The sequence below is a fragment of the Flagellimonas sp. 2504JD1-5 genome, from assembly GCF_053618295.1.
This window is the reverse complement of record NZ_JBSIOU010000002.1, coordinates 461,740-475,206: the sequence shown is the minus strand read 5'-3', so window position 1 is coordinate 475,206 and position 13,467 is coordinate 461,740. Positions and strand designations below refer to the sequence as shown.

The window sequence follows — 13,467 nt, the reverse complement described above, 5'->3', positions numbered from 1 at the left end:
TATGAAAGGATGCGTATCTTTAAAATCATGGAAAAGTATATCATTGCGATCAAAAGGGGTAAAGAGAAATTTGCAGATCCGGAATGGACCCAACGAATCCAAAAAATGCTCAACGTTGAATTGATAAGTAACTACCGTGACAAAAGAATCGTTGTTTCCACAGATGAAGACGGGGTTGTTCAAATCGAAAAGGAATTGTCAACTGACAATTTTCATATAGAACCCTTGATTGAGCATAAAAGAAGTACTATTCCCAAATTCATAAAAAGGTGGAATACCTTGGACTTTGATGATGAATCGGAATAGGTGATTGCTACAGGACAGGTAGAGGATGTCCAAAGGTATCCAATTGTTAATATAAAGAGTTTATTATGCCATACGACCCAGAATTTATTGACAGTCAACAGATTGTTCCACTTCCCACTCCCAATGATTCCGTAAGATCAAGGGCGTTTGGGGGTGACTATATCCACCATTCACGACATTCGATACTATTCAATCAAGAACGTGGTTTCGCTTTTGTTTCCGCACACAACATAGACGGTGCCACCTTGTCATCTGCTCAGTTTACCAGTCGTGATTTTGACGAAGATCCACAGATTCAACCCGCCACACTTCAAGTCGATAATAACCGTGGTTATCGGCAGAGTCGTGATGGTGTTTTTGGTCCTAACCCATGGGATAGAGGGCATCTGGCACGGCGCAAAAGTCTTTCTTGGGGAGACCGGGACGAGGCCTCGATTGCCGAACTCGAAAGTGATTTGTGGTCCAACATCGCACCACAACACGGAAATTTACATGATGATGCATGGGGTGAGATAGAAGATTGGATGTTGGAACGTGTTGAAAGCGACGGTCGACGTGCCTGCGTCTTTACAGGACCTGTGTTTACCGAAGACGATCCAGAGCACACAAATGGTCCCAATGAGGTTCCAATCAGGATTCCTGCTGGGTTTTGGAAGGTAATTACCGTAAGATTGAATGGAGCCATGCGTTCTGCAGGCTTTTTAGTATGGCAACGTGACTATGACAGTGACACCCCACTAGATTTTGCACCTGTACTGGAACAGGTTCGATTAACAACAATCGAAGTACTGACAGGATTGCGCTTTCCGGAGTTGCGCAGATTTGACCCATTGTTATTTGATCAACAGGGCGAAAGACGCACCACATCAATATCTATGGCACGAGAAGTGCTGGCCAGGCGAATGTCAGGACCCTTTGAAGCTGCACGTGGAGTCAATCCGGATCTTAGAGAGGAATTGCTACGTGAGGCCACTTCGCCAGGTACTGCGGCAATTACAAGAATGCGCGACATTGTGCTTTAGACAATCGTTTCGTTAAACCTTAGAAATTGCATAAATTTTGAGTTCTTAGGATTCACACCGAAAACACGAGGGATATTTTACATAATGAGGAATTATAGCTATCTAATGCCAACCGCTAAAAACTGAACAAAGGGCATTTGTACTATAATCCATATTATGTAAAATAGAATATTCAGTAACCCAGATTCGCACCGTTTTTCATTCCCTCCTTATGTACTGTTTCATTTATCGCAACCACAAAGGATATGGCTGCATTAAGCCGTTACGACACAGACCGTAGATATTCCGAGGGTGTAATTCCGGCTTGCTTTTTAAAAACCTTATTAAAGGTATTCTTGTTGCTAAACCCAGAATCGTATGCAATCGCCAATATGGTCAGGTGTCTGTACTGTGGGTCCTTTAACCGCAGTTTTACTTCTTCGAAGCGATACTCGTTTAAAAATTCGTAAAAGCCCTTGCCAAACTCTACATTCAACACTTGTGAGACCAAATATTTGGACTTGTTCAGGTCCTTGGCCAATTTGGAGAGCGAAAATTCATGGTCCAAATACGGCTTTTCAGCATCCATATAGGCCCTGATTTCCATCAAATGTTTGCTTAAATCTTCTTCCAAAAGCTTTGAATTCCGGTATTTGGGCTTGGTCAACCCCAAAAAGACTTCCATAAATACCCTATTCCTACCCATAGCCATAAAAACCAGCAAATGGATCGCAAATGCACAGCAGAACATGGTCAGATAATAGGCCCTGATATCAATATATCCCTGCTGAAAATACCAGAGCACCGCCAAGAAATCAACAACCCAGAACAGTAAGAATCCAACCGCAAACTTTTTTAACCAGCCTACCTTCCTGTCCATACCTTTTAAATGGGTCGCCAAGTCTTTTGTTTTCAGTAAGCGCATGGCCACTAACACATACATAAAACTATGGATGATCTGCGCCATGGTGAACACCTTGCTGGCCGCATCAAATTCCTGACCTCCAGGCCGTGTCTGGGCCTGTAAAAATTCAATTTTGGTCTCCCCTGCCAATCCAAAGAACGGCAACATAAACACCACCGCCACCAAAAATGGTATGCTGTGCAACAGATCCGTAGCGCTGAGCTTCAATTGATCCGTTAAGCTGGATTTGATATAATACAGGAACAAGGGGCCTATCAAAAACAATAAGGGAAGGCTTATATGCGCCAAATGCGGCAGGGTTGTATATAAATTCGTGTTGATGATCAGGTAATTCAACAAATTCAAAGAGATTACCATCACCAGCGAGACCAAGAAATACTTCGATTTTCTTCCGCTAAACCCTACCATAAGGGCAACACAGAAAAATATTCCCTGCAATAGCCCAAAAATTAAAAGGGCCGACCAAAGGTCAAATGTTATTTCGGAGAAGTGTTCCACAATTAAAAATGGTTCCGCATACTACAAATGTAAGATCTTCATTACCATCACCGAATCCAGAGTTAGAAAATGGGTCATTCTAAAGCTACAGACACGCGATTACCACGCTTGTGCCCTAACCTTGTTATCAAAATAAAATAGATATGGAAGGTTTAACGATACTACGCACCGCACTCAAAGCCAACGGATTTTTCTCGTTGACCATGGCGGCGGTGACACTCATATTGGGCAGCACGGTTATTGCGATCAATGAAATGGCCAATGGGCAACCCATGGCCCTTTCATTGCAACTCTTCATTTTTGCAGGCATGGTTCTGCTGGCCGCTTATCGGAAAAAGGTACCCACCATTCTGGTTTGGATAATCATTGTCCTCGACGTTTTATACGTCCTACTCGGATTGTATACCCTAAGTTTGGTCGCCTCCGAAATAAGCATGGGCGGAACCTTGTTGACCATCGGCACCAACCTTTTGGTAGCGGTGTTTGCCACCTTTCAGACCATTGGGTTGATTCGATATAAGAAATCCTTGAAATTGGCATCCCAATAAAAAACGACAAACAAAAAAAGCACCGACCTCGGTCGATGCTTTTTTATTTTATAAGGGAGATATCTTATAGTTCGATGTCTTCCACAGTTCCGTCAGGATAGGTCACAGAAGCTACATTGTCGCATTCCCCATCACCGAAATCAACGGTAACTTGTAATCCATTTTTAGATACTGTCATGCTACCACTGGTAAGATATTCACATCCCAAGCTGCCTTGAAGGTCATCAACGGTCGCTATGCTATACGTATTGCCATCGGCAGTGATGGTCCAGCTTCCAGAGATGCTAAACCCGCTATTTTCAAGTCCATCACCAAAGGTGAAACTAAAAGTTTTAGTGCCACTTTCGGTAATTTCGCTCTCATCTTCCATTACAATCGACAACTCGCTGGTCACGGTAAAGGAAATTGAACTCTGATCTGCTCCTGCACCAAGAACAAATGTTCTGGTACCGTTCAATTTTATGGTTCCAACGTAAAAATCTGCGTATGTTGCCGTATAGGAAATGGTCTCCCCCTCAAGTTTATAGGTTACGGTAAGGGTGCCATTAATATTTTCTGTTCCATTGAGGACACAATTGTTAAAAGTGGCGACATACCCTGTTTGGGTTTGTTCAACGGTATAGCATTCATTGGATTTTTGGGTAATTTTACCCGTTGTATTGCCTGCAAAAAGTTCCGTTAGAACAGTATCTACTGATCCCGTAATATCATCAGTTTCCAATATGGTTTTAAGCTCAGCCTGAGTCAATTCTTGCCCATCGCCTAAAGGATTTGCCGCGTCCTCGCTACATCCTTGGACAACTACTAAAACTAGGCTTAAAAACGAAACTAAAGAGATGATTCTTGTGAGTCTGTACATAGTACTTAAGTTTTGGTTACGTTTGGTGAACGCAGAGCAGCTGTTTTTAGTGTTTTTGGAATCTACTAATCGATGAAATACATAACTGTTAAAAAATGGGCTTTTCACTGCTTTTCTAAAAATTATATTATTTTACAGTAAATATTGTTTGAAAAAGATAGAATCATGAAAATGCTTAAAACGCTCTCAGTTTTGGCCTTATTCCTTGGCCTTTCATCTTGTAGTTCCGATGATGATGCCGGGACCGACGCCCTAAACTCCGCCGTAATCGGTATCTGGGATTTGGTCGAGGTCAATATTAGCAGCGCACAGGATATTGATAATGATGGAACAGCTTCCACTAACCTGTTGGATGAAGTTGATTGTATTTCAGGGACGCTATTAATTGATGGTGATTTGGTTTGGACCCTCGAACAATCCGTTATTAATGTCACCACAATCACCGGAGGTCAATTTTTCGCTGACTGCTCAGGGACCAATTCAACAACTGGGATTTGGAGTGCAAGTCAAACCTCGGTGTCTTTTAGTGGTGATGATGCGCCCAACCCTTTTAATATAATCAATGGTCAATTAGTGAACCAGATTGGAGATGATTTACCTGGTATACTTAGCTATGTCTATACTTTGAGGCCATAATGCCCATGTTGGATTATTTATAAAACTTATGATGATGCACAAGCTCATATTTCATGTTCTTTTGTTGGGTTTCTTTTCACTTCAGCTGAATTCACAGGCAAACCCAATTAAAATAGAAGAGAAAAAATCCAATAATCGGGTTACCTTCTATGCGGTAAACAAAACCTTTACCCCTTACGATGTGTTATTTGAGGTGAAGGGAAAGAACTTCAGACAGAGTGCTGCCAGACCTAGATGGATTCATGTTCCCGCAACCTCAAGAGTGAATTTGAAAACCGTTATTCTTTTTAGGGACAAACAACCTGTTTTTACCAAAAGTCTGAAGGTCAATGATAGCCTTTCACGTAGGGCGTTGAAAAAGGAATATGAAAAACTGGATATCCCACCCCCTAAGATTAAACCCAAAAAACAGATTACCATTTACAGCACCACCAATTGCGCAACTTGTGACAGTATAGTTTCCAAGCTTACCGTAGACAATTATCTTTTCAGAAATGTTTCACTGAGTGAGCAACCTGAGGTTAAGGAGCAGCTCGGTAAGTTTTTATCTAAATCCTCTGAAGAGATGGATTCCATTTCCAATCCTATTATCAGTTTAGGTGGAAAATTGTATAGTTGGATAGCTTCGTATGAGCAATTGCAGGAGGAATTGAATAAAGAATGAGATTTTAAGGAGTCTTTTGCGCAATGATCACCCACATTTGCTTGTTCTCCTCGCGCTCCCACGGCCCATGATCTTCTATTTCTGAAATTATGGTAAATCCGGCTTGTCGCAGCTCTTTCCGAACATATTCAGGTCCAAGGGAATGAGAACTTACCTGATCTGCCCTTGATTTACCCTTTACCCAATTCTTTAATTTTTCAAGAATCATGATCTTACCTCCAGGTTTAAGAGAGCGTCGAATAAGTCTTAACATTTTTTCATGCGAATCCATTTCGTGGTAGGTATCAATAACAAATACCATGTCGAGTTCTCGTTCTGGCAGTTTGGGGTCATCATAATCCCCTAATATGGTAATGATGTTTTTAAGATTCCTGTCACCTGCATTTTCACGCAAAGTTTTTAGGCGATCTTCACGGACATCAACGGCATAAACACGTCCGTTTTTCACTTTTTGCGCCAAATGGATGCTCAAATAGCCTTCATGGCATCCGATATCGGCGACCCTATCATTGTCGGATAGGTCGGCCAGCTCCAATAAAGTTTCGGTTTTCATCCACTCATCGCGTTCCTTCCAATCTTCCTTACTGTATTGGGCCCGGAGTCCCATGACTACTAATAGTGTAAAAAAGAGGAAGGAACGGTGAGTTTTCATTTATAATCTTAATCTTGTATAAGTCCTTGACTTTCAATCCATGGAGCTCCCGCTGCTTTAAGTTCAGCTTCAATTGCAGGCAACACAGCATTCGAAAGTGCGCTTAATTCACTTTTAAGGCTTTCCAATTGATTTTTGGCGCGTTGAACGGCCGCCTTTTGATTTCCTGTTGGTCCATAGGTGTTTCGTAATGCTACTAAGCCAACGAAGCTACCATCTTGAGGCGATGGCGGGGTCTTCTCTCCTATTTCATTTCTGGCCGGACTGCCATTCATGACTTTGTTCAGCTCTTGTAATTGACTTTTGGCATTGTTAATTTTTGTAGCGAGAGCCTCTGTTGGTCTTTCCGCTTCATCAAAGGCGCGTTTCATTGCATCCACTTTTTCCAAACTTTTTCCAAGAACCGAATTGGTGGCAGATAAATCTTGTCTGTATGCCTGGTACATTTCCCTAAAGGCATCTATTTCAGCAGTAGGTTTTGCAGGTAATGCTCCTTTGGCCAATGGTTTTACTTCAAATGTTTGTGCACTGGAAAGTTGTTGTAAACCTCCATTTACCCGCTGATATAACTCAACAGAATAATTGCCAGGTGTTGCCAAATAGGGAGACCCGAAAAAATCATCATCGTCATCACTTTTTGGATTTTTTAGTTTTACCCCTGTCCTATCCGCATAGGTAAGGTTCCATGCAACTCTATTAAACCCTTTCTTATTGGTTCCTTTTACGGTATTGACAACATTACCTTGGCTATCCTTTACCAATAATACAATGGATGGCTTATCTTGATTCTTTTCCGCATCCAAAGCATCCCACCCTGGGAAAGAAACATTGCTTTTGCTCTTATTTAGATTCTTTTCTTTTTCTTTCCGAGTTGCTTCCAATGATTTTAATTTCTCTGGAAGATAATAGGTGAAGGTGGCACCGAATGCCGGGTTTTTTGCAACATATTGATTGCTTCCTTGAGCGTACATTCCAGATTTCTCCACATACCAATAGGCTGGTCTGACCGAGTATAATGCGGCTTCGTTCATTTTTGAAGTATCAAAGTCACGAAGAGCCGACATGTCATCCAAAACATAAAAACCACGCCCAAAAGAAGCGGCTACCAAATCGTTTTCTCTTCGTTGTATGGTGATATCCCTAAAGGATATTGTTGGGAGTCCACCATCAAGTTCCAACCAATTGACGCCTCCATTACTACTGAAATAAATGCCAAACTCCGTTGCAGCAAACAATAATCCTGGTTTTACATGATCCTGAACAATTCTCCAGGTAACCAATCTTTTTGGAAGGTCTCCGTTCATAAAGGACCAGGTTCTACCTCTATCCCTACTCTTCAGCAAATAAGGCTTGTAATCTCCCTCTTTGTGATTATCCAAAACCAAATAGACTGTGTTGGCATCATAAAGGTCCGCTCGAACATCGTTTACAAAAGCCCTGTTCGGAACACCTTTAATGTTTCCGAGCATGATTTTCCGCCAAGTATTTCCACCATCTTCAGTCACCTGAAGAATCCCATCATCAGTACCGGCATAAATCAAGCCCTCCTGCACTGGCGATTCGGCCAATGAGGTGATGGTGTTATAATTGGACATGGCCAAGACATCCCATGGATTGTCCCAGCTTTGCTGTCTTCCCATAATGGGTAGCGCCAATCGCTCTTCATTTCGGGTAAGATCTCCAGAGATTGCGGTCCAGTCATCTCCCCTATTTTCAGATTTCCAAACACGATACGATGCGAAGTACAGTCGTGTAGGATTATGTGGACTCACCAATATTGGAGCATCCCAATTGAATCGTTCATGCGGTTCCCCTGCTGCCGGCTGGGGCTGAATAAATACGGTTTCACCAGTGGTTTGGTCTATTCTCCATAACCACCCTTGTTGAAATTCACCATAGGTGATATCGGGATTTCCAGGTTCAGTGGCAGATTGATGTCCATCTGCACCAAGGGTTACCCACCAATCAGAATTTAAGATTCCGGCGCTGCTACGTGTTCTTACTGGACCTCCATGGGAACCATTGTCTTGTGTTCCTCCATAAATGTTGTAGAAGGGTGCGGAGTCATCCACTGCAACCTTATAATATTGTGTAATGGGAAGGTTGCTGAAGTATCTCCATGTTTTTGTTAGATCATATGATTCATACAAACCTCCATCAGTTCCAAACAAAACATAATCGGGGTCTGAACTTTTAAAGGCCATCGCATGACTATCCACATGCTTGCCTTTTTCATTCATTTGTTCGAAATGCTTTCCATGGTCATCAGAAACCAGCACATAGTTGCTCATGAGGTACAGTTTACCTTCCTGATGAGGCGAAGCGTACAATTCTTGATAATAGTGCGGGCCTGTTCCACCGGAAATGGCATCAGATTGCTTACTCCACGAAGCGCCTTGGTTTTTTGAAATATAAAGCCCTCCTTTTCTACGATCGGTTTCGATGGCTGCATAGATCACATCACTATTGAATGGTGAAATAGCCAATCCTGTCTTTCCAAGATTCGATTTTGGGATTCCAGTCGTCAATTTTGACCATGTTTCACCTCCATCGGTGCTTTTATGAATGCCAGAACCAGGACCACCGCCAACATAAGCGGCTACGGTTCGGTGTCTGTCCCAAGTTGCCGCATAAAGAATGTTCGGATTATTGGGGTCCATCACAAGATCTGTAACACCAGTCCATTCGTTATCACCCAATGTTTTTTTCCAGGTTTTTCCACCATCTGTGGATTTATAGAAACCACGTTGTCCACCCTTGCTCCATAACGGACCTTGTGCTGCAACCATGATGGTGTTTGAATCTTCTGGGTGCACGATAACATTGGAGATGTGCTCTGAGGCAGTAAGCCCCATATTTTTCCAGGTCTTTCCTTCATCATGACTTACGTAGATTCCATCTCCGAAACCAACATGTCTGCCTCCAACATTTTCACCCGAGCCAACCCAAATGGTACTTGGTTTGTTGGGGTCAATGGCAACGCAGCCAATAGAATAACTAGCTTGTTTGTCGAAAATTGGTTTCCAGGTTGTTCCCGCGTTGCTGGTTTTCCAAACACCACCTGAACCTACGGCAACATACCAAACACTTTCGTTTTTAGGATGTATGGCAATGTCTGCAATCCGACCAGATGTCAATGCTGGTCCCAAACTTCTCCACTCCAAACCTTTGAAGGTGGTAGAGTCTGGTTTTTGGGAAAAGGAGTTTAAAGAAAATAGAAAAGTAAAGATTAGGACATAGGTTAATTTTGAGCAATATTTCATATGAATTGGTTTTCGTTGAATTAGCATTGAAAGATAACCAAAAGCATTAGCCCTGATTCTAAAAAAAATGTGAAAATAATTTGTTCTGCAAGGATTTTTCAGCCTCTATCTTTAAGTCGATAAACAAATTTCAATCCACTCCAATCTTCATCGATTGCAGCAACCTTGACATCGACCAGTCCTAGAGAAAGTAAATACTCCCGGATGGGATCTCGTTTCAAGTCGGTTGGGATAGTTGAAGAAGCTTTGGGCCAGCTTATCCAAAGCATTCCGTTCTTTTTAAGAAAGGGTTTGTATTGATTTACAAATTGCTGCAGGTCGTTAAATGTTGTTGCAAAAATATGGATGAAGTCAAGTGGGTTTCCTTTTGGTCTATCAATAATGATTACATCATCAGGAAAATCTGAAAACAAATTAAAATATTGTTTGGGGGGATTGTGTGCAAGCATGATGAAACCTTCCTTAATCCCCAGTTTCTTGGCAAGTGGTGTTCCTGAATAACCGGTTGATGATTTCAAGGTGAAGCTATATTGAATTTGATTAAAGGTAACAACAGTTTATGAATAAATAGCAACCAAAAAGTTGCACATTAAAATTTCTTTCGTATATTAGCAACCAATTAGTTGCATAATTAACTCTAAAATACGAATATTATGAAAGATGTAATCACCAAAGAGCATGTATTTGCCCACCCAATTAAAAAAATTTGGAATGCCATTTCCGTAGCCGAAGAAATATCAACTTGGTTTATAAAAGCCGATTTTAAGGCAGAAGTAGGCTATCAGTATACCTTTACCTCAAGTGAAGATCATGGATGTATGAATATTACCGGAGAAGTTAAAAGTGCCGCTCCATATACGCTGGTCTATACTTGGATGGTGGAAAACACAACAACAGAAACCTTGGTAAGCTGGAACCTTGTTGAAACGGATATGGGCACAAAATTGTATCTGGAGCATTCAGGAATCTCCAAATACCCGGGAGAAACAGCGGTTAAATACTTCAATGATTATAATGGTGGATGGGACGATTGTATCAACAAATTAAGTTCATTCTTAACTAAAGAAGTGCATGCAGGATAACATCACCAAAGTTTTAAAAGCTATTGCAGACCCAAAAAGGCGTGAAATTTTTCACGCCTTGATCATTGCCTCCTCTGCCCTATCCATTTCCCAGATTTCTGGTCAGTTCGACATTAGTCGACAGGGAGTTACCAAGCATATCAAAACTTTGGAGCAAGCGGGTTTAGTGGAAATTACGTCAAGTGGTAGGGAACGATTCTGTATTGCGGATGCGAAGCCTTTAAAGCAAATTACCGAGTGGGTAAGCTTTTACGAGAAGTTCTGGGATACTACTTTGGACAATCTTGGAAATTATTTGGATACCAACTAAGCTCCGCTTTTATTTTGTGTAAATTGAAGCAAACCGGATAGGGCCTTATCAACACTTTTCCGGAACAGCTTCTTACCTATAAGGGCGACAATCAGTTTTTTTATTGGTGACTTTACCTTCCAAAATACCTCTATTTCCAGTTCACTGCTATTTTCTGATTTTGGTGAAAAATGGTAGAATTGATAAAGCTCATCCACAAGCGGTGGATTGGTCAAAAGCTCGCCGTATATAATGCTTCCTTCCTTGGGTTCTTTGGTTACTGTGGTAAAGTTAAAATGCTTTCCATTTATTACACAGGTGTGCTCCGACCCTACCCTTGTCACTTCATGTTCGTTAAAATCCAATCGGTCCACTCCTTCTGTCCAAAGATGTCGTAACGAATAGTTTGTAACGTATTCCAATAGCGCTTCTGCCGAAACCGGATATTGTTCCTTCACTGCTACCGGAGCTGAATGATCAAAAGACACCTTGGTTGGATTTGAAAAGCTTCGAAGTTTCAACTCTTTAGGGTCAATCAGCGAATAAATGTATTCCACTTCTTTATCATCGTATGCATCTGAACCCTGTCTGAATCTATAAATTTTACTTGAATAATAGGGTGACAACATAATGTCCAATGCCAAAGTTCTACTGATTAAAACGTAGTTATCACTATCAACAGAATTTTTTAACAGTCTGTGCGCTTCTATGACCTGTTCTCCAAATGGTTTGCGGGTTCCCTGTACTTCAATATGTTGTAGATGTCCGCTATGTGCTATAATTTTCAATTCAAGATTTGGAGCTGTTGCACAGGCGTTGCATGGACATATTCTATTTTTCTCCAGCATTTTCAGATGACTGTAAAATGCAGTGAACATGGATTCAATCTGAGCCAAAAGATTCTCTTGTGATGGAATTTCGTTTTCCTTATAAAAGAAAAGTGCATCCCCTTCAATTTCTGCCAATTTTAATTCCTGGGTATTGGCATTCACCAAAACCTCCAAAAGTTCTGAGATAACATGCTGACTATGTTCAACCTCCGTTGTTTGAATAAATTTTGTGTATCCGGAGATATCAGGGATGAACAGTAGCGACTTGGACATTTTTTTGATTGAAGTTGTTTTCTAACTTGGTCTGAAAAAGGGGTCAAAGCTTACTTTTTCTGCTGCTCCATATCCTCCAAAAGCTGCTTAAATCCTACTGCAACACCATTGGTCCACCCAAAACCATCTTGGGTTTCATATTCGCCACCACCTGAAAGTAAAGTAAGGTCTTCCACATTATATTTCTCCATCATCTTCCCCGTGTTTTTATATACCTTCTCATTAAGCGCCAACCATCTTGTCATGATCTCAACGGCTTCATCTTCGTATCCATAGTTTATTAGCCCCTTAACTGCCATCCATTGTAAAGGCGCCCAACCATTGGGAGCATCCCATTGTTGACCGGAATGGTCCAGCGTTGTTACCAGACCACCATCTTTTAAAAATTTACCCATCACAACTTCCTTGACCTTTTCAGCTTGTTCTCGCGTAGCTAGTCCAAAATACAACGGATAAACTCCTGCCAAGGTCATTTCTGGAGTTGTGGTTTCTTCTTTAAAATTAAAATCGTGGAAATAGCCATTTTCCTCATTCCAGAAAAACTGTTGAATTGCCAACTTTCTTAGTTGGGACCTTTTGGAAAACTCATTTTGTGCCGTCTGATCTCCTTTCAGAACGCAGGCCCTATATAGAATCTTTTCCATGAAATAGAGCAAACAATTAAGGTCTACAGGTAAAATTGAAGTTGTTTCGGTGCTTCCAAAATCCCCTTTTTCACCATACCATCTTGAACTAAAGTCCCATCCTGAGGCAGCGGCAGACCTTAAATTTTTGTACAATCCTTGTTTCAACGAATCCGATGCCAATCCATCTGCCAGATGCAAGTCCTCCTTATATGCCTCTGGCCGGGGAGTATCGCCTTCATCCCAGTATCGATTTAAATAAACATTAAGTCCAATATCAACAACATGTTTTTGCGGTCTGGCCTGAACTACTTTATCACTTCCTTCCATCCAAAATTCGTATTCCTTGGCCAGCTCGGGGAGATAATATAAAATGAGGTTTTTATCTTTTCTTGCTAAAGCATCTACCATTAAAGCATAATATGGAGGTTGCGAACGAGTTTTGTAGTAATCTCGCGTACCATTCGGTATAAAGCCGATGGTATCAATTAGAAAACTAAAATTATCTACCATGGCTTTTGCCAGGTCATCCCTTCCATCTGCTATAAGGCCTTCAAGGGTGAAGTAACTATCCCAGTAGTATATCTCCTGAAAACGTCCACCAGGAACTACATATTTCTTGGGCAAAGGGATTCTTGATGAATGCAGGATTATGGAATCCGGGCCCCTGGTCAACTTGTCCCACATTACATTGATGTGCTCATACATGGTTTTGGTAGTATCGGTTTCAAACTCCAGGGCTTTCATAGACCTATCCTCAAAATTTTGGGCTACAAAAGACTCAATATCGAAGCCTTCTTTGTCTTTTTGAGACAGATATTCCGATTCCAAAATGGACACATCTTTTTTTGGAACCAAATCAACAAAGGTTTTCGAGTCTTTAAACGTGTCGCTCAATTGGACAGCCTTGAAAAGTTGGGTCTCATAAAAACTATCAACAGGTTTAATCTCCTTTTTACAGGAAGAAATCAAGAACACGGTTGATAAAATAAGTATGGAGTTTAATTTCATAGCGAGT

Annotated in this window: 14 protein-coding genes; 7 read left to right on the top strand and 7 right to left on the bottom strand. The window is 41.3% G+C overall.

Annotated elements, in window-relative coordinates; translation table 11 throughout:
• The first annotated feature begins 27 nt into the window (after window positions 1–27).
• Window positions 28–306, top strand: coding sequence for a hypothetical protein (locus ACULLG_RS11640; RefSeq protein WP_452126964.1), 279 nt, complete (start codon window positions 28–30; stop codon window positions 304–306).
• A gap of 65 nt (window positions 307–371) precedes the next feature.
• Window positions 372–1,328 carry a DNA/RNA non-specific endonuclease gene (locus ACULLG_RS11635; RefSeq protein ID WP_452126963.1) on the top strand — a complete coding sequence of 319 codons (957 nt, stop codon included), beginning with the start codon at window positions 372–374 and terminating at the stop codon, window positions 1,326–1,328.
• A 262-nt stretch (window positions 1,329–1,590) separates the two neighbouring features.
• On the opposite strand, the gene ACULLG_RS11630 is transcribed toward ACULLG_RS11635, so the two are convergent.
• On the bottom strand, window positions 1,591–2,730 hold the full coding sequence (locus tag ACULLG_RS11630; protein ID WP_452126962.1) for a helix-turn-helix domain-containing protein: 1,140 nt from the start codon (window positions 2,728–2,730) through the stop codon (window positions 1,591–1,593).
• A gap of 143 nt (window positions 2,731–2,873) precedes the next feature.
• On the opposite strand from ACULLG_RS11630, the gene ACULLG_RS11625 reads away from it, so the two are divergent.
• The gene (locus ACULLG_RS11625; protein ID WP_452126961.1) at window positions 2,874–3,278 is read left to right on the top strand and encodes a hypothetical protein; all 405 of its coding nucleotides are present in this window, start codon (window positions 2,874–2,876) and stop codon (window positions 3,276–3,278) included.
• Between the two features lie 64 nt (window positions 3,279–3,342).
• On the opposite strand, the gene ACULLG_RS11620 is transcribed toward ACULLG_RS11625, so the two are convergent.
• Window positions 3,343–4,137 carry a hypothetical protein gene (locus ACULLG_RS11620; protein WP_452126960.1) on the bottom strand — a complete coding sequence of 265 codons (795 nt, stop codon included), beginning with the start codon at window positions 4,135–4,137 and terminating at the stop codon, window positions 3,343–3,345.
• A gap of 165 nt (window positions 4,138–4,302) precedes the next feature.
• On the opposite strand from ACULLG_RS11620, the gene ACULLG_RS11615 reads away from it, so the two are divergent.
• Together ACULLG_RS11615 and ACULLG_RS11610 are read left to right on the top strand one after the other, a co-directional pair.
• Window positions 4,303–4,773, top strand: a complete 471-nt coding sequence (locus ACULLG_RS11615) for a hypothetical protein (RefSeq protein WP_452126959.1) — start codon at window positions 4,303–4,305, stop codon at window positions 4,771–4,773.
• Window positions 4,774–4,807: 34 nt separating this feature from the next.
• A complete protein-coding gene (locus ACULLG_RS11610) occupies window positions 4,808–5,437 on the top strand; it encodes a hypothetical protein (RefSeq protein ID WP_452126958.1) in 630 nt (209 codons plus the stop codon).
• Between the two features lie 4 nt (window positions 5,438–5,441).
• Here ACULLG_RS11610 and ACULLG_RS11605 read toward each other — a convergent pair whose 3' ends face one another.
• From ACULLG_RS11605 to ACULLG_RS11595, 3 genes are all read right to left on the bottom strand, one after another.
• Window positions 5,442–6,044, bottom strand: a complete 603-nt coding sequence (locus ACULLG_RS11605) for a class I SAM-dependent methyltransferase (RefSeq protein WP_452126957.1) — start codon at window positions 6,042–6,044, stop codon at window positions 5,442–5,444.
• Window positions 6,045–6,097: 53 nt separating this feature from the next.
• Window positions 6,098–9,352, bottom strand: a complete 3,255-nt coding sequence (locus ACULLG_RS11600; protein WP_452126956.1) for a VPS10 domain-containing protein — start codon at window positions 9,350–9,352, stop codon at window positions 6,098–6,100.
• A 98-nt stretch (window positions 9,353–9,450) separates the two neighbouring features.
• A complete protein-coding gene (locus ACULLG_RS11595) occupies window positions 9,451–9,870 on the bottom strand; it encodes a DUF3052 domain-containing protein (protein ID WP_452126955.1) in 420 nt (139 codons plus the stop codon).
• Window positions 9,871–10,005: 135 nt separating this feature from the next.
• On the opposite strand from ACULLG_RS11595, the gene ACULLG_RS11590 reads away from it, so the two are divergent.
• A complete protein-coding gene (locus ACULLG_RS11590; protein WP_452126954.1) occupies window positions 10,006–10,434 on the top strand; it encodes an SRPBCC family protein in 429 nt (142 codons plus the stop codon).
• Window positions 10,424–10,744 carry an ArsR/SmtB family transcription factor gene (locus tag ACULLG_RS11585; RefSeq protein ID WP_452126953.1) on the top strand — a complete coding sequence of 107 codons (321 nt, stop codon included), beginning with the start codon at window positions 10,424–10,426 and terminating at the stop codon, window positions 10,742–10,744. The genes ACULLG_RS11590 and ACULLG_RS11585 overlap by 11 nt, the downstream gene beginning before the upstream one ends.
• Here the strand turns inward: ACULLG_RS11585 and ACULLG_RS11580 are convergent.
• Window positions 10,741–11,826 carry a DUF2652 domain-containing protein gene (locus ACULLG_RS11580; RefSeq protein ID WP_452126952.1) on the bottom strand — a complete coding sequence of 362 codons (1,086 nt, stop codon included), beginning with the start codon at window positions 11,824–11,826 and terminating at the stop codon, window positions 10,741–10,743. The two genes, ACULLG_RS11585 and ACULLG_RS11580, sit on opposite strands and share 4 nt — an antisense overlap.
• Window positions 11,827–11,876: 50 nt before the next feature.
• Window positions 11,877–13,460, bottom strand: a complete 1,584-nt coding sequence (treF, locus tag ACULLG_RS11575) for an alpha,alpha-trehalase TreF (protein WP_452126951.1) — start codon at window positions 13,458–13,460, stop codon at window positions 11,877–11,879.
• Window positions 13,461–13,467 lie beyond the last annotated feature (7 nt).

Bases quoted from the DNA above. Each gene is read 5' to 3' on its own strand.
- ACULLG_RS11625 (WP_452126961.1), top strand. From the start codon at position 2,874: ATGGAAGGTTTAACGATACTACGCACCGCACTCAAAGCCAACGGATTT.
- ACULLG_RS11640 (WP_452126964.1), top strand. From the start codon at position 28: ATGGAAAAGTATATCATTGCGATCAAAAGGGGTAAAGAGAAATTTGCA.
- treF (WP_452126951.1), bottom strand. From the start codon at position 13,460: ATGAAATTAAACTCCATACTTATTTTATCAACCGTGTTCTTGATTTCT.
- ACULLG_RS11620 (WP_452126960.1), bottom strand. From the start codon at position 4,137: ATGTACAGACTCACAAGAATCATCTCTTTAGTTTCGTTTTTAAGCCTA.
- ACULLG_RS11600 (WP_452126956.1), bottom strand. From the start codon at position 9,352: ATGAAATATTGCTCAAAATTAACCTATGTCCTAATCTTTACTTTTCTA.
- ACULLG_RS11615 (WP_452126959.1), top strand. From the start codon at position 4,303: ATGAAAATGCTTAAAACGCTCTCAGTTTTGGCCTTATTCCTTGGCCTT.
- ACULLG_RS11580 (WP_452126952.1), bottom strand. From the start codon at position 11,826: ATGTCCAAGTCGCTACTGTTCATCCCTGATATCTCCGGATACACAAAA.
- ACULLG_RS11635 (WP_452126963.1), top strand. From the start codon at position 372: ATGCCATACGACCCAGAATTTATTGACAGTCAACAGATTGTTCCACTT.
- ACULLG_RS11590 (WP_452126954.1), top strand. From the start codon at position 10,006: ATGAAAGATGTAATCACCAAAGAGCATGTATTTGCCCACCCAATTAAA.
- ACULLG_RS11585 (WP_452126953.1), top strand. From the start codon at position 10,424: ATGCAGGATAACATCACCAAAGTTTTAAAAGCTATTGCAGACCCAAAA.
- ACULLG_RS11605 (WP_452126957.1), bottom strand. From the start codon at position 6,044: ATGGGACTCCGGGCCCAATACAGTAAGGAAGATTGGAAGGAACGCGAT.
- ACULLG_RS11610 (WP_452126958.1), top strand. From the start codon at position 4,808: ATGCACAAGCTCATATTTCATGTTCTTTTGTTGGGTTTCTTTTCACTT.